Origin of the sequence: Caballeronia mineralivorans PML1(12) (genome assembly GCF_001028175.1) — a bacterium.
GTDB lineage: Bacteria > Pseudomonadota > Gammaproteobacteria > Burkholderiales > Burkholderiaceae > Caballeronia > Caballeronia mineralivorans.
The window spans coordinates 55,930-79,777 of sequence record NZ_AEJF01000228.1; the positions used below are offsets into that span (position 1 = coordinate 55,930).

Sequence of the window (23,848 nt, forward strand, 5' to 3'; positions counted from 1 at the left end):
TCTCAGGCTAGCGCCGGCCCAGGAAGCCCTGCGGCCGTACATAGACCACCAGCACTAGTAACAGGAGCGCAGGCAGGGGGCGCAGCGTCGGCGCGATGAGATACGCGGTAATGGTCTCCAGATACCCCACGACGTAAGCGGCCATCAGCGAGCCCGACACACTGCCCAGGCCCCCGAGGACCACGATCGAGAAGGCGCTCGCTGTGAGCTGCCCCGTGTTGTTGGAGCTGACGCCGAGGAAGGAGGCGAGCAGCACGCCGGCGACTCCGGCGAGCACGCCATAAATGCTCCACGCCAGCAAATAGACGCGAGAGAGTTCGAAGCCGAGCAGGGTCAGTCCGCGTGGATTGATCGATGCGGCGAGCAGCGCCTTGCCGGCGCGCGTACGGTTGACGAACACCCAGAGCAAGCCAATCACAACCCAGCAGATCACCGCGATCATGATCTCGTTGAGCGGCGTACGAACGCCAGCAATGCTCACGACGCCCGAGATCAGCGGACGCATTGTCACCGGGTTGTCGGTGAAGAGATAGGCCATGCCCTGCTGGATCATGATGCCCCACAGCAGGGTGCCGGTCAGGACGAAGATCTCTTTCTCCTCGCGCGGAATCGCGGCGGAGCGCTGGATCGGGCGCACCACCATGAGATAGGTCACATAGGCACAGGCCAATCCTGACAGCACGCCCAGCAAGGTGCCGAGATAGGTGCCGATACGGGCTTCGCCAGCCAGCATCCAGCCCATCAGCGCCGCCACCAGCATGACGCCGCCATGAGCGAGATTGAGGACGCCCGATACGCCGAAAATGAGAGTGAAACCGATCGCGCCCAGCGCGTACAGCGAGCTGATCGCAAAGCCGTCGATCAAGATTTGCAGCCAGACCATTCGCGCCCCTTTGGCCCGGCAAGCTGCCGGAATTGCTTGGATGAACGACTTGAACGACTTGCTTGGATGCGTTGCTGGAACGATAAGCGGCCGTGATCCGTACCCATACCGGAGCGCGGCCGTTTTTGGTTTTCCGGGCTAGTTCGCCGCGGCTTGCTGCAGCTTGATGAACGATGGGAACCTGAGCTTCGCGTTAGCCACGCTCTTCGGCCAGATCGCCACTTGCTTGCCGTCTTGCCACTGGAGGTTGATACCGGTAATGAAGCCCGGGCCGTACTTCAGCGCATGGGTGAACTGGTCGTTTTTCCCATAGAACTGCCAGCGGCCGATCGTGCCGACGTAGTCGGTCTTCTCTAGTGCGTCCACCATCTTGTCCGGATCGGTCGCGCCGTGGTTTCGCTTGATGGCGTCCGCGAGAATGTAGACCAGGTCGTAGCTCGTGAACCCGCAGTAGGCCGGGGAGACTCCGAACTGCTTGGTGTAGGCATCGACGAACGGCACGGTCTTCGGCGTAATGGCAACGCCAGGAGCCGCCGCGCTTGCCGTGATGACACCTTCGGTGGCGCCGTTCGTGTCCTTCCAGAAACTGCTGGTCGTTGCCTGCGAACTTTGGCCGCTCATCGGGATCGGCACCTGCTGGTCATGCCATTGCACGGTCGGCTGAACACCGACGTGGCTGATGCCCGTGGTGATCGTATCCGGGTGCTTGCTTTCGATCTGATTGAAGATCGGCGTGAAGTCCGATGTGTCAGGGTTAAAGCGGATGTGGTCGAGCACCTTGAGTCCGGCCTTCGGCAGGCAATCGAGGTAACGCTCGTCCAGCGGTTTGGTCCAGGCGGCATCCTCGCTCATCACCACCGTCGTTTTCATGTGGAGCTGGCCGACCAGGATGTCGTGCGAGAAGTCGCAGATCGACTGGGCGATGAAGGCCGAGGTCATCCAGCCGTGAAACGTGTATTTGTAGTTGTCGTAGTCGTCGTGGACATGCTTCGAGATGTCGTTGCTTGCTGCTCCGGGCGTGATGAATGGCATCTTCAGGCGTGCCGACCAGGGTTCCATTGCCAGCGCCACCTCGCTGATGTAGCTACCGATCACGGCGACGACCTTGTCCTGGGTGGCCGCGCGCTGGAAAGCGCGAACCCCGTCCGACGCCGAGGAGTGGTCATCGTAGGCAATGACCTCGATCATCCTGCCGTCGACACCGCCGTGAGCGTTGATCTCGTCGGCCGCGAGCTTGGCCGCTTGGGTGATCGACGCGCCGGCCACGGCCGACTCCTCACCGATAACCCCGATCTTGATGGGTTCTCCTGCCGCTTGTGCCGAGACGGCAAAGCCCAACGCTGCTAGCAGGGCGCCTGCCCGAACAAGGCTGAGGCTGCACAGGTGCCGCCACGATGAATTCTTGGACATCGTCGGTTCTCCGATTCTTTTGTCGCAGAGTTAGCACCTGTCAGAAAACAAGGCAGCAGATATGTAGGTGCACAAATAACAATAACATTCGCACAAGCAGTCCCAAATCGGTAGTAACGATTATCGGGTCCGCTGGCAGACAGGGTGCTTGGACAAATGGGGCGGCAAGCGCCTCGAGTGCTCAGAACAATCGAACTGAGGACAAGTATTCAGCAAGCCGGAGTGTTCGAAGCGCATGCTTTCAGCCGGTCATCCGGTGAGTGAAGTAAGCGGTGGACGTAGCCTATAGATACCAATGTTACTTAGTCATCCTGTGTTAAGCGAAAGCTAGTCGAACCGCGCGTTAAGGTTCAGCCGCCGCGGGCGCTCCGCCCAAAATACTCATTGAATTTCCCTCAACATGTCGACAAACGCTTTCAGCCCGGACGGCACATGGCGATGACCGGGGTAGTAGAGGAACAATCCAGGGATCAACGGACACCAGTCGTCCAGGACCGTGACGAGTTTTCCCGTCGCGAGAAATGGTTGCGCGCATCGGTCCGGCACGTAGGCAATCCCCATTCCGTCGGCCGCCGCTTCCGCCATTAACCCCGGATGGTCGAGAGTTAGCGGACCCGCAACATCGACAGTCAGTTCCTGGCCGTGCTTGGCGAATTCCCATCTGTAAAGCTTGCCGCTTGGCAGGCGAACGCGGATGCAGGCGTGGTCCCTGAGGTCGTCCGGCGTGAGCGGAGGTTTGTGTCCGGCGAGATAGGCGGGCGATGCAACGGCAAGAAAGCGGAGTTCGCCGCCGAAGCGCACCGCGATCATGTCCTGTGGCACCGCCTCGCCGAGTCTCACGCCGGCATCGAAACCACCGGCGACGATATCGACCAGTCTCCCTTCCGTGACGAGGTCGACTGACATGTCCGGATAACGCGTCAGGAAGGCAGGGACAACCGATTGCATGAGAAGCCGCGCCGCGGGCTCGCTGGCATTGACGCGAAGCGATCCACTGGGACGATTGCGCAGCGCATCGACTTCTTCCAAAGCAAGGTCGAGATCCCTGAGCACAGGTTGCAGGCGCGATACGAGACGTTCGCCGGCCTCCGTAGGCGAGACGCTTCGTGTTGTCCGGTTCAGCAGGCGCAGGCCCATCTTCAACTCGAGCGTTCGCATCATGTGGCTGAGCGTGGAGGGCGATACCCCGAGTTCGTCTGCTGCTTTCCTGAAGCTGCGATGCGTGACGATCGCGGCCAACGCAGTCAAGTCGCCAAGGGCGGGCCGGTCATTCATGGCTAATTTTCACCAAGTCATCCAATATCGTGCGGATAGTATCAGGAATCAGCGACGTCTAGCATGGTCTCCAAGACGCGCCGCAATCCAGCGGTAACGATCTTTTTTGGGGGCAATTCACATGACAAAAACCTGGTTCATCACCGGCAGTTCTTCCGGATTCGGGCGCTTGCTGACTGAGAAACTGCTGGCGCGCGGCGAGCGCGTGGCGGCGACGTTGCGCAAGGTGCACGCCCTCGACGACTTGAAGGCGCAATTCGGCGAGCGCCTCTGGGTGGCGTCGCTGGATGTGACGGATACCGAGGCTGTGCGCCGCGTGACCAGCCGCGCTTTCGACGAGATGGGGCGTATCGATGTCGTCGTTAGCAACGCCGGTTACGGACTGGTAGGCGCAGCGGAAGAACTGAGCGACGAGCAGATCCGGCAGCAGGTCGACACCAATCTGATCGGCTCGATTCAGGTGATACGCGCTGCGTTGCCGCATTTACGGGCGCAAGGTGGCGGCCGGATTCTGCAAGTGTCGTCGGAAGGCGGACAGATCACCTATCCCAACTTCAGCCTGTATCACGCTACGAAATGGGGCATTGAAGGGTTCGTCGAGACAGTCGCCACGGAAGTCGCACCGTTCGGGATCGAATTGACGATCGTGGAGCCGGGTCCCGCAAAAACGAGTTTCGCCGGGGGCATTGTCAGGTCGACGCCCATGTCCCTCTACGACAACACACCCGCCGGAGACGTCCGGCGCGCCCTCGAAACAGGTTCGTTTGCGGTGAAGGGCGATCCGGTCAAGATGGTCCAGGCAATGATCGATTGCGCGGATCGTAGCCCTGCGCCTCGGCGGCTGACCCTGGGCAGCGACGCCTATGACAGGGTTCGCGCCGGCCTGTCGAAACGGCTTGCTGAACTCGACGCGCAACAGAGCATCGCGCGCTCGACGGAACTGGACGATTAACCGCCGCGCTGTGACGCCGCGAGCGGCGGCGGAATCTGCACCGTCGGCACTTTGCTTAATGTTTCGAGTAAATCTCGCTCTCGTTCGCAAACATCTGCGGTCCGCGTCGGATCTTATGTCTTTCTGGCGATCGTCGATGCGTCACTATCGCGGGATCGACCCGTTCGTTCGTGTTTGCGGCCGCGACCTGGTTTACGCCCGACTGCGTCACGGCGCGTAACAGCATGTCGCGCGCTTCGGAATTGGATACGTCGCTTGCCAGAGCGTCGCCTGCCGATCGCAAGACACATGGCATGTCGCGAGCTTTCTCGCAGGCCCGCGCAAGGCCCAACGCCGAGTCTCTTTCACGTTCACGCTGGTTCAGTTCGTCGGCAATTCGCCGGACATCACTGCGTTGATCCTGATTGGAAGGAAGCATCGCCAACTGTCCGCGCGCGGTGTTTAGTTCGCCCCGCACCATGGCCGAACGCGCAGCATCGATTGTTCCCATCACATCGAGTGATGTGTTTTTCGCGCTGACGGGCGAATTGATCTTGCCTGGCAGAGCAGGGGCAGCAAAGCCGTTCGCAAGCGCTGCGGCCACGGGCTTCGTTTCCTGGTTGTAAGGCGACGATCCGTGATTGAGATACGACGCACCCGCGACCAGTCCGATCAAGGCTATCAGGGCGACCCCGGCAAGCTTGAGGCGTTGACCCGCTTGGCCTTTAGAGCCCGGAGCCGTCATTTCCGGTTCTGAGAAATTTGGATAGGGCGAATCCACCGGGGTCCGCTTTCCTGCGAACTGGTCGGAGAATATGTCTTCCGGCGCTGCTTCCGGCGCGGGAGGTTCAGCGGCAATCGGGGTGGCAATCGGAGTTGCAGCGGCAGTTGCAGGTTTTGCGTTGCAGCGCGGACACGCCACATCAGGCGATGCGAGCGGATTGCCGCATACGGGGCAATCATCGGCGGTTTCAGTGGTGGGCACGGTGAAGTCGGTCATCAAAAGCCAGGGCAAGTCGTTTGGAAAAGCATTTTGCGGGCCATAGTGTACTGATTATCGCGCCGCCGCACGGCCAATGCTGAAGCGTTCACCCCAAGTTGAGAAGTATAGGTGCGCAGCACGGTTTCGATCATCCGTCATTGACCTGACCTGCTTTGTTCCGCGAGAGACGGTCGAGTGAACCGGTACAGAAACCATGATCTGAAAGACAGCAATTTTCCCGAAGAGGGGCACTCGCATTTCCTTCGATGTTCTCGACACCGAGCTACGATAAGGCATTCCTGCAAGCGTTGAAAAATTTGCAAGGCACACGCCTGCGCGCCGGGTGGTGCCGCCGAGCGCTCCATCCGCTCAGGCCTGACAGCATCGTCGCCCGGGACTATGCGAGATTCCATGTCGCTTCATCGGCCCGTGAAGCGTGCCCGCTAGCGTATGCGTTACAGTACGCGATACCAGACTTGTCCACCCATGCTGACCATGTCAAAGGTGATATCGCATGCTTTATGTGAACCCTCCCTGCTGGTCGAACGTTCTGTCGGAAATCCGAAAGACTGCTTATGAATGTTCGAAAGGAGGTGTGAGCGATGACTGCGAGAACGATACGCAAAGCGGCCGTTGAAGACGTGCCGGCTCTCACACACATCCTGAACGATGCAATCGCGTACAAGCTCAGTCACGGCGATTCCGCCTGGGGCAAAGTAGGATGGACCGAGGTGGGCGTGCAGCAGAGTCTGGATCGAAGCGAGGTGTATGTTATCGAGCAGGACGACATGCCTGTTGCGACGATGTCACTCTCATGGCAAGACGAAAAGTACTGGGGGACTCAAGAGCCGATCGCCGGTTATGTGCACCGGGTTGCCGTGCGCAATGGCTTTCACGGCCTCGGACTTGGCAGCTTCTCGATCGATTGGTGCGCAAATCAGGTGTGTGCCAGGAATCGACGTTATCTCAGACTTGATTGTGACCACAGGAATACAAAGCTATCTGCTTACTATGAGACGCTCGGTTTCACACGAGTGGCAACCAAACCGATGCCGGAACTTGGCGACTATGTGGCGTCTTTATACGAGAGATCGGCGCGCTAGAACACCTGGGGTGTTGCGGAAAGTGACCCGGGAACGATCAAATATGTTGTTGACCCGGACCTTGGGGTCGCCCTCATGCTGACTGCACTCGGTCAACAACAAAGAGGTGACTCATGAGTTCTTCTCCTTCGTGTTTCAACGCTTCAGAAGCAGCCAGGCGTCTTGGCGTGTCGATCAAAGCCTTGCGGCTCTATGAGCGGCACGGGCTGATAACCCCAGGCAGAACCGCTGCGGGATATCGAGTGTATGGTTCCGGAGATATGGTCCGCGCTACCGAGATTGTGGCCCTGCGCGCGCTCGGTCTCAGTCTCGTCCAGGTTGCACGAGTGTTGGACGGTGACGCTCAAGGTTTGGGAGCAGCTTTAGCTGCCCACGAAACAGCACTGGACGGTGAGGTTCACGAGCTCATCCGTAAGATGGACAAGGTTCGAGCTCTCCGAACTGATCTTGCCCGAGGTCAGATGCCTGCCGACGGGGAACTGACGCGCCTGCTCAATCGCTCTACGGAAGTCAGTGTGGCGTTTGAGCTTCCGTGGCCTTGGGACGGTGAATGGTTCGAACTTCGCGGCATTCGCCCGCTGAACTACATCATCGGACCGCTGGGCAGCGGAAAGACCCGACTGGCCCGTCGTCTGGCAGAGACTTTGCCCGACGCGACCTTCCTGGGTTTGAACCGTCTGGAAAACGGGGGCGCCGCGGCAATGGACCTGCTGACCGCGGATCCGGCGCTCAAGTCTCGGGTCGATCAAGCGCTCAGGTGGCTCGTCGACGAAGGTGCAACAGAATCTGAAGCCTTGATCGCCTTGCTTGTCGGTCTTGAAACTGAAGGCCCTGCCGTCCTGGTCGTGGATATGGTCGAACAGGATCTCACGCACGCTACGCAGGAGGCATTGATCACCAATCTTCGCCAACGCGCGAAAGCCGGGGGACGGACTCTCTTCCTGATGACGCGCTCTTCAGCCATCCTGGACCTGGCGGCAGTCGGACCTGATGAGGCAATCATTCTTTGCCCGGCCAATCACAGTCCGCCCGCTCGCGTTGCGCCTTACCCTTGTGCCCCAGGTTACGAGGCAGTTGCCACATGCCTGGCATCACCCGAGGTACGAGCGCGCATCGCGCGTTGCCCCGAAACAGCGTAATCGCTCGTCTTAAACGGAACCCTCAAGACACTGGAACATGCGCCTGCAATGCGATCAGAACTGGTAGTTGATCGACACGTCGCACACGCCGTCCGTCTTCGTCTGGGTGATTGGGCTACGCGCCGCGCTGCCGAGCAGGCGTTTGAGCGCCCCGTCTGCGGTGACGAACCAGTGCTTGTCGACGAACCAGATCATCGTAATACCGAAGCCGGCGGACTTGAGTCCGGCGCTTGCATCATATTGCCGGTATCCGGACGCGGCGGCCTGCGCCGCATTGACACCGAACCAGCTGTTCATATAGGTGGAATCGGCGAAGGTCACCGACGGACCTGCGAACCAGAAGAACTTCTCCGAACTGCCGGGCATCGGCATGTACGTGCCGAGGTCTGCAGTCCAGCCATTGGAACCTCCGAAGCTGCGCGTGACGGCCGCGCGGAAAACAAGCGGAAATTCCTTGGACACGACGTATTCGCCGGCCATTTTCAGCTCTGGCGCGGGATTGATATTACCGAGGCCGTTCAAACGCGAAGGGTCGTCGTGTCCACGCCGGCCAAGGTCGTAGACGGCAGAAATACTGGCGCGCCAGTTCGGCCCTTGAATTACGTTCACACCAACGCCTTCGCCGGTCGACGCAAAGACCAGATCGCGGTAACGGACGTCGACGCTTGGGCCCACGAGCATGTGATAGCGATCCGAGCCGTCATAGTGCGGCTCGAACGTGGACCCTATGCCAACCCGCAGTTGCCAGTCCGGAACTTTCGGTTGATAAAGTTTTTCGAGCGGAATACCCGCCGAGTATTGCCATTCGCCGAGCGGCGACGGAGTTTGAGCGAGGACAGCCTGCGCGGCGAAGACGGCAATTGCGGCAGTCATCCTTGCCAACAAGGTTGGCATGCCGGTTACGGCGACGCCGCGTGCTTTGCGAATTTGCCTTGCGCAGGTCGTTGACGCCACAACGCCTCCATTTCCTTTGTTGGACAGCATCGACCGCAGTTGGCAGTAACCCGCGGCCATCCAGTTGCTAGCAACGTGACAAACCCTTGCGGATCGAGCGCAACACCCGCGAGTATTTGCCAGCATGCCTTCCCGTTGTTACAACGGGTCAATCCGGTGCGAACAACCCCACAGCCCCGTTACGGGGCGACAACGGTATGTAACCAACCATCATTCAGCGCCGCGATCCACCGTCTGAACTTTTGTCAGATGTGTTATCTCGCTCGGAAGGCCTGAGCAAAAGCCGTTCCACTCATTAGTGCCGCTTCGGTCCTAAAGTTTAGCGATGAACCGCCGGCGGCGCAGACGCGCTTGTTTTGCGCTGAGTTAATCCCGGGTCGCGCGTCCCAGTCTCTCGAGAACCGGGCGCGATCCATGGCAACACGGCAACGAAAGCCAAGGCGTCGCCAGCGCTCAATCAAAGAGCGAATGCCGATATCGCAATGCTCGATCCGGGTCTATAACTCTTAGGGAGCGGCGACATCATCCGACATCGGTTCACGACGTCTCGGTTGTCAACACTCCATGCGCCGATGCATGGCGGAGAGAGCCATGAAACAACTCCTTAAATACCTGACTGCTACGGCAGCCATGCTGATCGCGCTGTGCCTCCCGGCAGCCGGGATCCACGCGCAAACGGCACCCTCGATCGTGGGGTCCTGGTCACTGGTCTCGTTGACTGTTCAAAGGAGTGGGAATCAGTTGAATCTTCTCGGACCCCAGCCCCAGGGCCAACTCATATTCGGGAGCGACGGCCGCTACGTGTTAATGGGGATTCGCGCCGACCTGCCGAAGCTCGCGGAAGGCAGCAGGTTGGCTGGCAGTACTGAAGAGAACAAGTTGATAGCAGAGGGCACCGTGGCCCATTTCGGGACCTATACCGTCGACGAAGCGAGAAGCGCTATTGTTTTCCACATCCAGAAGAGCAGCTTTCCGAACTGGGACGGTGATGTTCAGACACGACCGTTCACGCTCGTCGGGGACCGGCTCACCTATGTCACGCCCGGTTCATTTGGTTATGGAGCCGCGACCGTAGTTTGGCAACGGGCAAAATAGGGATCTTGTCGCTGCGTTGGCGTAGCGGATGGCCCTCGCGCAATACAGTCCAACGAACCGGAGGTTGATCGTTAATTGAACGACGGAAACGACTGAAGCGAATCACCTGACTACAACCCCGGGCAGCCGGGGGCCGTCGCTCCGGCTGCGGCGGTAGTACCTTGACGCACCCACCCCATGGAGGATGACATGTCGATTCGATTAGGAGAAGAAGCTCCCGATTTCACTGCCGAAACAACCGAAGGGACGATCCGTTTTCACGAATGGATCGGCGATCATTGGGTGATCCTGTTCTCGCATCCGAAGGACTTCACGCCCGTTTGCACCACCGAGCTAGGTTACATGGCCGGGCTCAAGCCGGAATTCGACAAACGCAACACAAAGGTTATCGGACTCAGCGTGGATCCTGTCAGCGACCACCAGAGATGGCTCAAGGATATTGAAGAAACGCAGGGACACGCGATCAACTACCCGCTGATCGGCGACGCGGACCTGACTGTCGCGAAGCTCTACGACATGATTCATCCGAACGCAAGCGGCGGGGCGCGCACAGCAGTCGACAATGCGACGGTGCGCTCAGTGTTCCTCATCGGGCCCGACAAGAAGGTCAAGGCCAGCCTCGTGTATCCGATGAGTGCCGGCCGCAACTTCGACGAGGTGCTGCGCCTGCTCGATTCACTGCAACTTAATGCGAAATACACGGTGGCGACGCCCGTAAACTGGAAACCGGGTGAAGACGTCATTATCCCGACGTCTGTTTCGGACGATGACGCGAAGCGGAAATATCCGCAGGGTTTCAAGACCGTGAAGCCGTACCTGCGCTACGTGGCGCAACCGAGGTAACGCCCTCGTCAAGCGAAGCGGCGTCCGCCGGCACCTTGGGGCCAGCGGACGCCGTGACTCGCATCGGCCAGGTCAGCGGCGCCGGTTTTGCCCACTATCTTCAAGTGTTCGCAGAGGCGGACGACGGAGCGTAATTGTGCTGATCTTCAGGCAATTGTTCGACCAGCAATCGTCTACCTACACGTATCTGCTCGCCGACAGCGCGACGGGAGATTCCGTGCTGATCGATCCGGTCTTTGAACAGGTACGACGGGACACGGCCTTGATCGACGAGCTTGGATTGCGCCTGCTTTATACAGTCGATACCCACGTTCACGCCGATCACGTGACCGGCGCGTGGATGCTCAAGCGGCGCACGGGCAGTCAGATTGCGATATCGGCTACAAGCGGCGCTGACGGTGCGGACCGCTACCTGAGCGATGGCGACAGGTGCGGGTTCGGCGCTCGACATCTGACGGTGCGTGCGACGCCTGGTCATACGAATGGCTGCGTCAGCCTTGTGCTCGACGATGAGACCATGGCGTTTACCGGCGATTGCCTGTTGATCAGGGGCACCGGTCGGACGGATTTCCAGCAGGGTGACCCGCGCGCGATGTTCCGGGCGGTCCACGACCGGATTTTCACGCTGCCCGACACTTGCCTGCTTTACCCGGCGCACGATTATCGCGGTCTGAGCGTCACGAGTGTAGGTGAGGAGCGCCGCTTCAATCCGCGCCTCGGTGGTGAACTCTGCGAGGACGATTTCGCCGTCTACATGACGAACCTGCGCTTGCCGCATCCCAGGCAGATCGACATAGCGGTGCCGGCAAACCTGAAATGCGGCGTCGCCGCAAGCGACCCCACGCAGATAGCCGAGCCCGGCTGGGCGCCGCTGGCGTACACCTTTGCGGGCATCTGGGAAATCAATCCGCAATGGCTCGAGGAGAATCTCGATTCGGTGCAGATCGTCGACGTGCGCGAGGCTGCGGAGTTCGAGGGGCCGCTGGGGCGAATTCCCAGAGCCAGACTCATTCCGCTCGGCGAGTTGGCCCAGCGAACCAGCGAGTTCGCACAGGAACGCCCGATCGTAACGGTCTGCCGGGCCGGCGGACGTTCGGCGCAAGCCACGGTCATCCTGCGGCAGGCAGGATTCGAGGCCATCGCCAACCTCGCCGGCGGCATGCTCCGCTGGCGAGCGGAAGGCCGGGTGGTCGAGAACGGTAGCGTGTAGCTGGCTCTTCGCGAATCCTGTGTTACCCGATTTGCTGTTGCGGAACCCGTTGGTCTGTCGCAGGCCGATAGAAAATTATTCTTGGCTATGAGTAATGCTAATCATATTGGTATCGTCTGATCTGTTTTATTTAATGCAACAAAACCGTTGATCACGCGAGGTTCCGCACCGCACTCCCAAACCTAAAGTTATTCCTGCCGCGGCCGATAAACCGATAACCGTACTGCGGTACGGCTGATATTATCTCGTCGGACTTTTAGCTTCTATCCGTGAACCTTGGACTGGAGGGCAGGTGTTAAGAGCCCACCGACTTTACCCCCGCGCTGCACGCCGAGCATGACTGAATCCTATTCGCCAGCTGTGGATCAACTCATTGCGGCGCGTCATCAGAGATACGTCTATCCAACTGAGGCCGCGCTTGCGCCACGCGTCATTCATCGGCATTTCACCGTGGCTAACGAAGCCGTGAGGCTGCAGCTGCCTGCGTGGAGAGACTACGTAGGGAGAACCCTCGATGTACCAATATCGCGCGCACAACTGGCGACCGGGTTTCGAGGCGAAATCGATACCTATGTGCTCAAGGACATGGTTTTCCTGGACACCCGAACTGATCCGGTGGCCCAGGCGCGAACCGCGGCGCGCATTTCGACTGATAACGTGCGCGACTTTGTGTTCCACGTGGCTGTCGATGGAATCGTTGAAACCGTGACAGGTACGCACCAGCCACGAAAATCGGCGCAATTCGTACCGGGTGTCCTGGCGTTGGACATGAATCAGCAGATGCGCATGAACCGTCCCAGTTCCGCGCGCGTGCTAGCTTTCTTTTTGCCGCGCGCAATGGTGGAATTGACAATCCAGGATGCGGAATCGATCCACGGCCAAGTGCTGACGTATACCTCGCCGTTGACACACTTGCTTCGCAGGCACCTACTCACGCTCGGCCAGTGCCTCTCCTCGATGAACGCTGCCGACGCGGAACATACCTTGCGAACGTGTGCGAATCTGCTCATTGCGGCGTTTGGCAAACAGGCTCGCCTGAGTGAAGGCTCGCGGGCGGCGACCCGTGCCGCGATGCTTGACCAGGTGAAGCGCTATGTTCAAGCGAATCTCCATCACGAGAAGCTCTCGCCTGACGGAATTCTTCAGATATTCCAGTTGGCACGCCCGACGCTGTATCGAATGTTCGAACCGGAGGGCGGGTTAAGTGCCTATATCCGCAACTGCAGGCTACGTGAGGCAGCCGACGATCTGCTTCGATTCCCGCACGTGAGCGTAGCGGAGATTGCCTATGGACTGGACTTCAACAGCCACTCCGACTTTACGCGCGCTTTTCACCGGGCTTATGGCATGTCGCCGCAGGATTTTCGGGGCCTCGAACTCGACCTGTTGCGCGAGTAGCTGATCGGTAGAAATCTTTTCGAAATTGACGAACATGCCGACGGCCAGAGCGCTTGTAAGAGCGGTATTGAGGCTCAATCAAAGCGATTACTTCGATTCACCATGCCGGCCCGCGCCCGCAGCAAAGCGGCCTGCGCCGGCGAGACCTTCTGCAAGCACCGCCGCATAACCTCCCGCGCCTTCGCGGCGCAGCGCGTCGGTTAAATCGTCGGAGAATGCGTTGTTGTAGACCGAGCGCCGGTCGGCGCGCATCGCAGCTTGCGGCAACGCGGCCAGTTCACACGCAAGCGCTTCCGCTGCCGCACGTGAACCGCCACGCTCGACCACGCGATTCACGAGACCGATCGCCAGCGCCTCGCTGGCATCGACGGGCCGCCCGGTAAGAATCAGATCCAGTGCGCGCGACATGCCGATCAATCGAGGCAGCCGCAATGTTCCGCCGTCGATCAGCGGCACGCCGAAACGCCGGCAGAAAACACCCAGGACCGCATCCTCTTCGACGACCCGCAAATCGCACCACGCGGCGAGCTCCAGGCCGCCCGCCACCGCATGTCCCGCGATGGCCGCAATCACGGGCTTGCCGAGCATGAGTCGCGTGGGTCCCATTGGCCCTGGCCCGGTGCCGTCGGGATGAATCTCGTTGCGATGCTCGTTGTCGTTCAGCGCGGTGAGATCAGCACCCGCGCAAAACGTGCCGCCTGCACCCCACACCACGGCCACCGCCAGCGACGCGTCGGCGTCGAAGGTTTCGAAGGCTGCGCGCAATGCATCGGCGACTTGCCGGTCGACCGCATTGCGACGCTCCGGCCGGTCGAGAACGACCGTCGCAACACGCGGATCCAGCGGATGCAATTCGAGCCGGACGTGATCTCCGAAGCGAGTGACGCTCGGCGTGGGTCTGGTATTGGGCATGGTCTTTCTCCTGAGCAAATGGCATCCGCGAAAGCATACGCGTCTGGATAGAACAGCGAGGGCCCCGGTTTCGCGCGAGCAAGGCCGGGGGCGGAATCGGGTGACAACCACCGATCCATGACTATTTCTCAGGCGTGGCATAGGAGTTGGTCTGTAAATTAACTAAGTAATCCATATAAATAGAAGACGTCATTAAGAATCAAATGACGGGTTTAAATCCTCAAAAAAGCTTGCATTCTCTGGCGGAAAAACTACCTTAGGTAAACAAAAGGATTCTTCGCAAAAAATCCGCAGCACGGCACCGGAGGAGACAATGCCGGCCACACGTATGATGATTGCGCGTCGAGCGGGCGTCAGCGTGGCCACGGTCGATCGCGTCCTGCGCGACGATCAGGCCGTGCGACCCGAAACGGCTGAACGCGTTCATCTGGCGCTCGCCAATCTGCGCGACGAACGCGCGAGCCGTGGCCGGCCAGCAAAAGCCAATTCCTTCCGTATCGCGTTCGTTCTTCCGCAGATCAACTCGCGCTTCCTCGATCATGTCGAACGCGACATCGCGTTGTCTGCGAGCTTCTTTCGCGAGCACCGCATTACCTCGTCGTTCTACCGGTGCGATTTCGCTGTCCAACGCGACACAGCATCGTTTTCGGAGCAGGCGATCGCCTATGACGCGGTGGTTCTCGCGCCTCTCGACTATCCCTGGGTTGCGCATTTCATTGAAGAACTGAGCGATGCAGGTGTTCCCGTCGTCACTGTGTTCTCGGACTTGCCTGGCAGTCGCCGTGCCGCTTATGTCGGCGTCAACAGCCGCATTGCCGGACGCACAGCCGGACTGCTGATGGGGCTCTTTCTAGGTACGCGAATCGGTACCGTCGCGGTGCTGTCGGGGTCATCTCGCCTGCACGACCAGCTCGAACGGCGCACCGGTTTTTCGCAAGTCCTCGAAGAAGACTTTCGCAACCTGCGTTGGGTTGCCGAACCGGATTTCACGGAAGACGACGGCGGCGCAGGCCTCGCGGTGCAGGGCCTGCTCGCGCGCCATACGGATCTCGTGGGTGTCTACGTGACGGGCGGCGGTATCGCCGGCATTGCGTCGGCGCTGCAGGAATCCGGCGACAAGGAGCGCGTTGTCCTGATCGGCCACGAGTGCACGGCGCAGACGCGCGCGCAGTTGGCCGAGCGCGCAATCGACGTCATCCTGGACCAGGACGTACGCGGCATCGTCCATTGGGCGGGGCTTGCCGCACTCAATTTCCTGAACGACGTGCGGGGCGCACTGGCCATCCCGACGCCGGAAACCCGAATTTACCTTCGTGAGAATGCGCATGCCTGACGCTCGCGACACGCGGACCGATGGCTGAATCCGCAGAGCCGAAACACGGTGCCCGGCGCATGGGCGCCGATCGTCATAAGTATCGGAGACCGAAATAAAAGGAGAAGACACATGTTACGGCTTAAATCACGACTTACGTCGACACGAGTGGCTGCGGCGCTCGCCCTGTCGGTGGGACTGGGCATGGCTTCGGGTGCGCACGCGCAGGCGAAGCAACTGACACTGTGCTGGGCGGCCTGGGATCCCGCGAATGCGCTGGTCGAATTATCGAAGGACTTCACGGCCAAGACCGGTATCAACATGAAGTTCGAGTTTGTTCCTTGGACGAGCTATGCCGACCGCTTCATCAACGAACTGAATTCGCATGGCAAGCTCTGCGACCTCATCATTGGTGACAGTCAGTGGATCGGCGGTGCGGCGGTCAACGGCCACTACGTGAAGCTCAACGACTTTTTCACGAAGAACAAGATCTCGATGGACGACTTCATGCCGGCAACCGTAGTTGGTTATGCGGAATGGCCGAAGAACACGCCCAACTACTGGGCGCTTCCGGCAATGGCCGATGCCGTTGGGTGGACCTATCGGAAGGACTGGTTTGCACGGCCCGAGTTGCGCGCCGAATTCAAGCAGAAATACAAACGGGAACTGGAGCCGCCGACCACCATGGACCAACTCAAGCAGACCGCCGAGTTCTTCCAGGGACGTAAGATCGACGGCAAGACCGTGTATGGCGTCTACATCTTCACCGAACGCGGGTCTGAAGGCATCACCATGGGCGTGACGAATGCGCTCTATGCATGGGGGTTCGAGTACGAGGATCCGAAGAAACCGTATCACCTCGACGGCTTCGTGAATTCACCGAACGCGGTGAAGGGACTCGAGTTCTACAAGACGCTCTATAAATGTTGCACGGCGCCGGGCATGACCAACGCCTACATGCAGGAAGGGCTCGACGCGTTCAAGTCCGGCCAGGTGGCGATGCAGATGAACTGGTTCGCGTTCTTCCCCGGCCTGTACAAGGATCCGAACGTAGGCGGCGACAAGATCGGATTCTTCGTCACGCCGCGTGAGCTCCAGCAGTTCACGCAACTGGGCGGGCAGGGCATATCGGTCGTCTCCTACTCGGACCACAAGGAGGATGCACTCGAATATATCAAGTGGTTCGCGCAAGCCGACGTGCAACAGAAATGGTGGCAGATCGGCGGTTACTCGGCGGCGAAATCGGTCGTGCAGGCCCCGGGCTTTCCAAAGAGCGCGCCGTTCGCACCGGCATTCCTGAAGTCGATGGAGATCGTCAAGGACTTCTGGGCGGAGCCTGCCTATGCGGAACTCCTGCTCGACATGCAAAAGCGAGTGCATGACTACGTCGTGGCGGATAAGGGCTCGGCGAAAGAGGCGCTCGATTTGCTCGTCAAGGACTGGAACAAGGTGTTCAAGCAGGAAGGCAAGTAGTGATGTTCATGCATCGGTACTGGCGGCGGCCGTGTGACCGCGCCAGTACGCCATCAGGAGGACGGCATGTTGGCAGACAAGCCTTTGCTTTCACAAGAGCTGGAGTCCGGACGAGGGACGCGCAGCGGCAGCAGCTTGCGCGGCCTGTCGGACCGGACCATTGCATGGCTCTTCATTCTTCCGACAATCCTGCTTCTGCTCGCGATCAACATCTTTCCGCTGGTCTGGGCATTGCGGCTGTCGTTCACAAATTTCAAGTCGAATATGCCGAGCGTGCCGGCACGCTTTATCGGTATCGACAACTACGTCGATATCCTGACCGACGAGGACATCTGGTACGCGATGCAGGTCACCGCGCGGTTCGTGTTCTGGTCGGTGAGCCTCGAAGTGCTGCTCGGTTTCGGGCTCGCGCTGCTGATCAACCGGCGCTTTCGTGGCCACAGTTTCTGGACCACGCTGATTCTCTTGCCGATGATGCTGTCGCCTGCTGTCGTCGGCAACTTCTGGACTTTCCTGCTTCAGCCGCAGACGGGCCTGTTCAATGAGGTCGTCAGCCTTGTCACCGGCATATCGCCGGCCTCGTTCCAGATGATCGGCGACGTGCCGCTCGCGCCCTGGACGATCGTGATGGTCGATACCTGGATGTGGACGCCCTACGTGATGCTTATTTGCCTCGCGGGTCTGCGTTCGATTCCGGACTATATCTATGAAGCCGCCGAAGTCGACCGTGCGACACCTTGGCGCCAGTTCTGGTCGATCACGCTGCCCATGACCATGCCGTTCCTGATGCTGGCCGTGCTCTTCCGCGGGATTGAAAACTTCAAGATGTTCGACATGGTGAACCTGCTGACCTCGGGCGGCCCGGGTTCGGTCACCGAGACCGTCTCGATCACGCTCAAGCGCGCCGCGTTCGAAAAGTGGCAGACCGGTTATTCGTCGGCACTCGCAATTATTCTCTTCGTCACGGTGTTCGGTGCTGCGAACATCTATATCAAGGCGCTCAACCGGATCAAACAGCGATGAGACAGCCCGGCAATGCTCACTCGGTGGTCGCTGCGTCGGCACGCGGCAAGACCTTTGCGGCGATGGTCGTGATCGTATATGCGCTCGTGACGTCGCTGCCCATAGCGTGGATCTTCATGACGAGCTTCAAGACCCAGGAGGATGCGATCGCGTATCCGCCGGTCGTGTTGTTTCATCCATCGCTCGAAGGCTACGTCAATCTCTTTACCATCCGGTCCCGTCAGACGCCCGAGTTCATCGCGAGCCTGCCGCCTGCCACGAGCTGGTACGAGCGCGATGTGCGCAAGCGCAACATGGTGATCGCGGGTCCGTCGAAGGTATTGCCGCGCTTCGTCAATTCGCTCGTGATCGGTTTCGGCTCGACCTTTCTTGCGGTGTTTCTCGGCACGCTCTCGGCCTATGCCTTCTCGCGTTTCAAGGTCCCGCTGGCAGATGACCTGCTGTTTTTCATTCTTTCTACGCGCATGATGCCGCCCATCGCCGTCGCGATCCCGATCTACCTGATGTATCGCGCGCTGGGACTCAGCGACAGCTACGTCGGCATGATCGTGCTGTACACGGCAGTCAATGTTTCGCTGGCGGTGTGGCTGCTGAAGGGTTTCATGGACGAGATACCGCGCGAGTACGAGGAGGCGGCGCTCGTCGACGGTTATACGCGCCTGCATGCATTCGTGAAGGTCGTGTTGCCGCAGGCGATCACCGGCATCGCCGCCACGGCGATCTTCTGCCTGATCTTCGCCTGGAACGAATACGCATTTGCCTTGCTCCTGACGAGCGGCGACGCGCAGACCATGCCGCCGTTCATTCCATTCATCATCGGCGAAGGCGGGCAGGACTGGCCCGCGGTGGCCGCGGCGACAACGCTGTTCGTCCTGCCGATTCTCTTTTTCACCGTCGTGCTGCGCAAGCATTTGTTGCGCGGCATCACCTTCGGAGCGGTACGCAAATGAAACGTCAACTCGTCGCGCCGCGTGCGCGCTTCCTGCGTCGCGATCATGGCGAAGCCGCGGCGACGGTCGCGATCGGAGCAGGCATCGCGATGCTCGTGCAACCGTTTTCGCTTGCGCTCTTCACGTGGTCGTTTCCCGTGATCCTCGCGGGCGCGGTGGCGTTCCTCATCACCAGCCATTTTCCGGACTGATCCATGTCCGCCATCACGCTCGTCAACCTGCACAAGCGCTTCGACGATTTCACCGCCGTGCGCAACACGGATCTTGTCGTGGGCGACGGGCGTTTCGTGGTGCTGCTCGGTCCGTCGGGCTGTGGCAAGACCACGACGCTGCGCATGATCGCGGGACTTGAATTGCCGACGTCCGGCCAGATCCTCATCGACGGCGAGGACGTCACGGCGCTGCGCGCGCGTCAGCGTGACATCGCCTTCGTGTTCCAGATGTTTGCGCTGTATCCGCACATGACAGTGCGCAACAACATTGCGTTTCCGCTGAAGAACGAGCATGTGCCGCGGCGCGAGATAACAGCTCGGGTGGATGCCGCCGCGCACATGCTACGCATTGAAGATATCCTCGACCGGAAGACCGGCGGCCTTTCCGGTGGCGATCGTCAGCGTGTGGCGCTGGGACGTGCCATCGTCCGCCAGCCGAAGGCGTTCCTGATGGACGAGCCACTCGGCACGCTCGATGCGGACTTCCGCGAACTGATGTGCCTCGAATTGCGCAAGCTCCACGACCAGCTCAACGCGACCACGGTCTATGTGACGCACGACCAGAGCGAGGCAATGGCGATGGCCGACGACATCGTCGTGATGAACCAGGGCGAAGTGCTGCAAGCCGGCGCGCCGCACGAGATTTACCATTTTCCCGCGACGGTTTTTGTCGGCAACTTTATCGGCAGCCCGCCGATGAATTTCCTGCCCGTCGACGGACCGGTCGCAGCCGGCACGACGCAAGTACAGGTGCATGGTGCTGGCATAGCGGTGCCCCATTGCAACGCTGCGGCCGAACGGTTGCTGCTCGGGATTCGCCCGGAGCACGTTGTCATCGACGAACAGGGAGCGCTGCGTGGCAAGGTGATCGCCGACGAGTTCCTCGGCTCGCATCAGGTGCTCATGATCGAGACGGCCGCGGGTGTCGTGCGGGCGCGCGTAGGCAAGGAGGTGCGTCTCGCCGCCGGCGCGCCGGTCGGGCTGTCGTTTCGCAAGGAGCGCGTGCTGCTCTATGACGCGATGTCGGGTCGCCGGCTTCCCGCGGCTGTGCTGGTGGATGCCGAAACGGGAGACGTTCATGGCTGAAGTGCAACTACAGAATGTATCGAAGCGGTTTGGCTCGACGGTGGCTGTGAACGATCTGTCGATTGACGTGAAGGACGGGGAATTCGTCGTGTTGCTCGGGCCGAGCGGCGCCGGAAAAACCACGACCTTGCGCCTGATCGCGGGCCTGGAACGGCCCGATGCCGGCGATGTACTGATCGACGGCAAGCTGGCCACAAACGTTCATCCGTCGGACCGGGACGTGGCGTTCATCTTCCAGCAGTACTCGCTTTATCCGCATCTGACGGTGTTCGACAACCTCGCTTTCCCGCTGCGATCGCCACGCCGGCGCAGCAGCGAGGCGGATGTGCGGATGCGCGTGCAGACCGTGGCTGCCATGCTGCACATGGAGTCGAAGCTCGACAACGTGGCGACGCATCTCTCGGGTGGCGAGATGCAGAGGGTGGCGATCGGGCGCGCGCTGGTTCGCGAGCCGCGGGTGTTCCTGATGGACGAGCCGTTGTCCTCGCTCGATGCCAAGCTGCGGGAGGAACTGCGGATCGAGCTGAAACGCCTGCACAAGAGCATCGGTGCGACCATTGTCTACGTCACGCACGATCAGGTGGAGGCGACCACGCTCGCGGATCGCATCGGGATTCTCGAACATGGGCATCTGGTGCAGCTCGGCACGCCGCGCGAGGTCTACGGCAACCCTGCGTGCGTGAGTGCGGCGCGGCGTCTCGGTTCGCCACCGATCAACCTGCTGCCCCCATCGCTCTTCGATTCGGCGGTTGTGCCTGAAGGGACGGCGACCGTTGCCATACGCCCGGAGGATATCGTCGTGGCTGAAGCTGGCGAGGGCAACGCGATGGATGTGAAGGTGCTCGAATATTCGCCGCTGCGTCATCTGCTGATTCTGGATCGCAATGGCACCGCCGTGGTGGCGACGACCGTGACGGAGCGCAATTTCAGCGCGGGGCAGTCGGTAGGCGTGTCGCTGCCCCCGCGCAGCCTCTTATATTTTCGCGCCGACGGCAGGAGGATCCCGACATGAACGGCAAGACGGTCATGGCGTGCATCGAAGCCGCGCATGCGACGCTCAAGCAAAACACAGACGAGATTGCGTTGCTCGATCAGCAGATTGGCGACGGCGACCACATCTTCAACCTGTTGCGCGGCATGGAGGCGCTGCTCGCGGCGCGCGGTGAAATTGAAGCCACCGCGTTCGGACCATCGCTGGACGTGGCTGCGGCCAAGGTACTGTCGACAGTTGGCGGATCGTCAGGACCGCTATTTTTTTCCCTGTTGAGCGGCATGTCGAAGGGCGCGGCCGCGCACGCGCTCGACGTCCCTGGATTTTCGGCCATCTTTGCCGCTGGCGTGGACGCCGTCGGCCAGCGGGGCAAGACGGGCGTGGGCAGCAAGACGATGATGGACGTACTGATTCCGGTTGCGAATCGCTATCGGGAACTGGTGGCCACGGGAGCGTCCGCGCGAGCGCTGCTCGACGAGTTGCCGCGGGTGGCGCACTTACACATGCTCGCCACCCGCGACATGCTCGCGACCAAGGGCCGGGCGTCGTTTCTCGGCGAACGCTCACGCGGCCATATCGATCCGGGCGCGCGTTCCAGCGAGCTGATGATCGCGGCGGTGTGCGCGTATCTGGCACAACGTATTGAGTGAAGGAGCGCAGACCATGAAAAAATTCATCAACCACGTCGACGATTTTCTCGCCGAAAGCCTGGCCGGATTCGCGGCCGCACATGCCGACCTTGTCGTGCTGAACAACGAGCCCGTGTTTGTGCGCCGCAAGGTGCTCAAGCCCGGCAAAGTGGCATTGGTGTCGGGCGGCGGGTCGGGGCACGAGCCCCTGCACAGCGGTTTCGTCGGCCACGGCATGCTCGACGCAGCCTGTCCCGGTCAGATCTTCACCTCGCCGACGCCCGACCAGATGATGGCTGCTGCCATGGCAGTCGATACCGGCCCGGGCGTGCTTTTCATCGTGAAGAATTACTCCGGCGACGTGATGAACTTTGAAATGGCCTCCGAGATGTCCGAGGTGCAGAACGCGATCGTGCTGATCAACGACGACGTCGCGGTCGAAGATTCGAGTTATACGACCGGGCGGCGCGGCGTAGCCGGAACGGTGATCGTCGAGAAGCTGGTCGGCAGCATGGCGGAAAGCGGTGCGAGTCTCGAGCAGTGCAAGGCGTTCGGCGACCGCATCAACAAGTGCACAGCATCAATGGGCGTTGCGTTCACGAGCTGCGTCGTGCCGGCAGCGGGCACGCGCACGTTCAAGATCGGCGACGACGAGATTGAAGTGGGGGTCGGCATTCACGGCGAACCGGGCAGGCGGCGGGCGAAGATGGCGCCGGCCGACGCCATCGTGGCGGAATTGCTGAGCGCTATTGTCGACGACCTGAAGCCGCAGCCCGATGCCGAATTGCTCGTCCTCGTCAACGGTCTGGGCGGCACGCCGCTCGGCGAGCTTTACCTGCTGTTCAACTCGACGCGAGCGTGGCTCGGGCAACGCGGCCTGAACATCGGCCGTGCACAGGTCGGTGCGTTGACCACATCGCTCGAGATGGCAGGTGCATCCATCACGCTCTCAGTGCTGGACGACGAGATGAAAACGCACTGGGATAGCGCGGTCCATGCGCCTTCGTTGCGATGGGGCATGTAAAAAAGTTGGCGAGTCATGTCGATTTCCGGACGTACCGTTCGTCATGCATATAGGGCGTAGGGCTGCGATGTGGCAATGCAAAACGATGTCGCTTTGCGCCCCTATTTATTCATACCGAAACGGAGAGCGTTCATGACTTACGTAGATGGATTTGTCGTCGCCGTGCAAACGGGCAATCGTGAAACGTACAGGAAGCATGCCGAAGCAGCAGCGGTGGTCTTCAAGGAGAACGGTGCGCTGAATGTGGTCGAATGCTGGGGCGATGACGTACCGGAGGGGAAGCTGACGTCCTTTCCGATGGCGGTCAAACGCCAGGACGACGAGACTGTCGTGTTCTCGTGGGTCGTCTGGCCGTCGCGTCAGGTGAGGGATGAGGGAATGAAGGCGGTGATGGCCGACCCACGGCTGCAGCCCGATACGAACGCGATGCCCTTCGACGGCAAGCGAATGATTTACGGCGGCTTCGAAGTGATCGTGGACGTGTGATGGTTTTCAGGTTGCCGCCAACAAACGTTGACGGCAACCTGCGTTCGTCGAAAAGAGTAGCGAGGCTCTCACTACTTCGCAGAAACCCTGCGCCGGGTACCCATGCCCGGAAGCCACTTGATAACACCCGTGGCAAGTGCAGTCCCCACGAGAATAGTCGCGCACGCCTTGATCATTCCCGGCGATACGTGTTCGGAAAGGAACAACGCGCCCCACAGGATGCCGAAGATCGGGATGATAAATGTGACGCTGATCGTGCGCGCCGGGCCAGTCGTCGCGATCAGGCGGAAGAACAGCATATAAGCGATGCCGGTGCACGCGACGCCGAGCGCGATCACCGACCCCCAGGCCTGCGTCGAGATGGGTGCGGCCGGCCACCAGAACACGGCAAACGGCAGTAGTACGACGGTCGCGCCGGTCATCGTGCCGGCGGCGACCGCGAGCGGATCGACGCCCGTGAGATGCCGCTTGGTGTAGCTCGCCGCGATCCCATACAACAGCGTTGCGCCGAGCGCAGCCGCTGCGGC

Annotated in this window: 24 protein-coding genes; 17 read left to right on the plus strand and 7 right to left on the minus strand. The window is 60.3% G+C overall.

The features are described 5' to 3' along the window. Positions 1–7: 7 nt before the first annotated feature. From EOS_RS37125 to EOS_RS37135, 3 genes are all read right to left on the minus strand, one after another. Positions 8–883, minus strand: coding sequence for a branched-chain amino acid ABC transporter permease (locus EOS_RS37125; RefSeq protein ID WP_047897197.1), 876 nt, complete (start codon positions 881–883; stop codon positions 8–10). Positions 884–1,021: 138 nt separating this feature from the next. Continuing rightward, the gene (locus EOS_RS37130) at positions 1,022–2,293 is read right to left on the minus strand and encodes an ABC transporter substrate-binding protein (RefSeq protein ID WP_047897198.1); all 1,272 of its coding nucleotides are present in this window, start codon (positions 2,291–2,293) and stop codon (positions 1,022–1,024) included. Between the two features lie 381 nt (positions 2,294–2,674). Continuing rightward, positions 2,675–3,568 (minus strand): LysR family transcriptional regulator, encoded by an 894-nt coding sequence (locus tag EOS_RS37135; protein WP_047897199.1) that lies wholly within the window; start codon positions 3,566–3,568, stop codon positions 2,675–2,677. 121 nt (positions 3,569–3,689) lie between these two features. On the opposite strand from EOS_RS37135, the gene EOS_RS37140 reads away from it, so the two are divergent. Then, positions 3,690–4,520, plus strand: coding sequence for an SDR family oxidoreductase (locus EOS_RS37140; protein ID WP_047897200.1), 831 nt, complete (start codon positions 3,690–3,692; stop codon positions 4,518–4,520). Between the two features lie 55 nt (positions 4,521–4,575). On the opposite strand, the gene EOS_RS37145 is transcribed toward EOS_RS37140, so the two are convergent. Beyond that, positions 4,576–5,499: a hypothetical protein gene (locus EOS_RS37145; RefSeq protein WP_047897201.1), complete on the minus strand. Its 924-nt coding sequence runs from the start codon at positions 5,497–5,499 to the stop codon at positions 4,576–4,578. 584 nt (positions 5,500–6,083) lie between these two features. Between EOS_RS37145 and EOS_RS37150 the strand changes: the two genes are divergently transcribed. Both EOS_RS37150 and EOS_RS37155 read left to right on the plus strand, forming a co-directional pair. Beyond that, positions 6,084–6,584 (plus strand): GNAT family N-acetyltransferase, encoded by a 501-nt coding sequence (locus tag EOS_RS37150; protein ID WP_047897202.1) that lies wholly within the window; start codon positions 6,084–6,086, stop codon positions 6,582–6,584. Between the two features lie 113 nt (positions 6,585–6,697). Further along, positions 6,698–7,723, plus strand: a complete 1,026-nt coding sequence (locus tag EOS_RS37155) for a MerR family transcriptional regulator (protein ID WP_047897203.1) — start codon at positions 6,698–6,700, stop codon at positions 7,721–7,723. Positions 7,724–7,777: 54 nt separating this feature from the next. On the opposite strand, the gene EOS_RS37160 is transcribed toward EOS_RS37155, so the two are convergent. Further along, positions 7,778–8,596, minus strand: coding sequence for a MipA/OmpV family protein (locus EOS_RS37160; RefSeq protein ID WP_235443087.1), 819 nt, complete (start codon positions 8,594–8,596; stop codon positions 7,778–7,780). Between the two features lie 672 nt (positions 8,597–9,268). Between EOS_RS37160 and EOS_RS37165 the strand changes: the two genes are divergently transcribed. From EOS_RS37165 to EOS_RS37180, 4 genes are all read left to right on the plus strand, one after another. Beyond that, positions 9,269–9,772 carry a lipocalin-like domain-containing protein gene (locus tag EOS_RS37165; RefSeq protein WP_047897204.1) on the plus strand — a complete coding sequence of 168 codons (504 nt, stop codon included), beginning with the start codon at positions 9,269–9,271 and terminating at the stop codon, positions 9,770–9,772. A 189-nt stretch (positions 9,773–9,961) separates the two neighbouring features. Then, positions 9,962–10,615, plus strand: coding sequence for a peroxiredoxin (locus EOS_RS37170; RefSeq protein WP_047897205.1), 654 nt, complete (start codon positions 9,962–9,964; stop codon positions 10,613–10,615). Positions 10,616–10,754: 139 nt separating this feature from the next. Next, positions 10,755–11,825 (plus strand): rhodanese-like domain-containing protein, encoded by a 1,071-nt coding sequence (locus tag EOS_RS37175; protein ID WP_047897229.1) that lies wholly within the window; start codon positions 10,755–10,757, stop codon positions 11,823–11,825. A gap of 336 nt (positions 11,826–12,161) precedes the next feature. Next, entirely contained in the window at positions 12,162–13,223 is a 1,062-nt protein-coding gene (locus EOS_RS37180; RefSeq protein ID WP_167348984.1) for an AraC family transcriptional regulator, read from the plus strand. An 87-nt stretch (positions 13,224–13,310) separates the two neighbouring features. Here EOS_RS37180 and EOS_RS37185 read toward each other — a convergent pair whose 3' ends face one another. Then, positions 13,311–14,135, minus strand: a complete 825-nt coding sequence (locus tag EOS_RS37185) for a crotonase/enoyl-CoA hydratase family protein (RefSeq protein ID WP_047897206.1) — start codon at positions 14,133–14,135, stop codon at positions 13,311–13,313. Positions 14,136–14,448: 313 nt separating this feature from the next. Between EOS_RS37185 and EOS_RS37190 the strand changes: the two genes are divergently transcribed. From EOS_RS37190 to EOS_RS37235, 10 genes are all read left to right on the plus strand, one after another. Then, on the plus strand, positions 14,449–15,468 hold the full coding sequence (locus EOS_RS37190; protein ID WP_200908745.1) for a LacI family DNA-binding transcriptional regulator: 1,020 nt from the start codon (positions 14,449–14,451) through the stop codon (positions 15,466–15,468). A 111-nt stretch (positions 15,469–15,579) separates the two neighbouring features. Continuing rightward, positions 15,580–16,920: an ABC transporter substrate-binding protein gene (locus EOS_RS37195; RefSeq protein WP_047897208.1), complete on the plus strand. Its 1,341-nt coding sequence runs from the start codon at positions 15,580–15,582 to the stop codon at positions 16,918–16,920. A gap of 66 nt (positions 16,921–16,986) precedes the next feature. Continuing rightward, positions 16,987–17,943, plus strand: coding sequence for a carbohydrate ABC transporter permease (locus EOS_RS37200; protein WP_047897209.1), 957 nt, complete (start codon positions 16,987–16,989; stop codon positions 17,941–17,943). Next, positions 17,940–18,893, plus strand: a complete 954-nt coding sequence (locus EOS_RS37205; RefSeq protein WP_047897210.1) for a carbohydrate ABC transporter permease — start codon at positions 17,940–17,942, stop codon at positions 18,891–18,893. The genes EOS_RS37200 and EOS_RS37205 overlap by 4 nt, the downstream gene beginning before the upstream one ends. Next, entirely contained in the window at positions 18,890–19,084 is a 195-nt protein-coding gene (locus EOS_RS37210) for a hypothetical protein (protein ID WP_047897211.1), read from the plus strand. The genes EOS_RS37205 and EOS_RS37210 overlap by 4 nt, the downstream gene beginning before the upstream one ends. Before the next feature lie 3 nt (positions 19,085–19,087). Beyond that, a complete protein-coding gene (locus EOS_RS37215) occupies positions 19,088–20,191 on the plus strand; it encodes an ABC transporter ATP-binding protein (protein WP_047897212.1) in 1,104 nt (367 codons plus the stop codon). Next, entirely contained in the window at positions 20,184–21,203 is a 1,020-nt protein-coding gene (locus EOS_RS37220; protein ID WP_047897213.1) for an ABC transporter ATP-binding protein, read from the plus strand. Before EOS_RS37215 ends, EOS_RS37220 begins: the two co-directional genes overlap by 8 nt. Next, the gene (gene dhaL, locus EOS_RS37225) at positions 21,200–21,832 is read left to right on the plus strand and encodes a dihydroxyacetone kinase subunit DhaL (protein ID WP_047897214.1); all 633 of its coding nucleotides are present in this window, start codon (positions 21,200–21,202) and stop codon (positions 21,830–21,832) included. The genes EOS_RS37220 and dhaL overlap by 4 nt, the downstream gene beginning before the upstream one ends. 13 nt (positions 21,833–21,845) lie before the next feature. Beyond that, the gene (gene dhaK, locus EOS_RS37230) at positions 21,846–22,835 is read left to right on the plus strand and encodes a dihydroxyacetone kinase subunit DhaK (RefSeq protein WP_047897215.1); all 990 of its coding nucleotides are present in this window, start codon (positions 21,846–21,848) and stop codon (positions 22,833–22,835) included. A gap of 132 nt (positions 22,836–22,967) precedes the next feature. After that, positions 22,968–23,321, plus strand: coding sequence for a DUF1428 domain-containing protein (locus EOS_RS37235; protein ID WP_047897216.1), 354 nt, complete (start codon positions 22,968–22,970; stop codon positions 23,319–23,321). A gap of 71 nt (positions 23,322–23,392) precedes the next feature. Here the strand turns inward: EOS_RS37235 and EOS_RS37240 are convergent. Further along, the coding region (locus EOS_RS37240; protein WP_047897217.1) for a DMT family transporter at positions 23,393–23,848 on the minus strand (456 nt) is incomplete at its 5' end.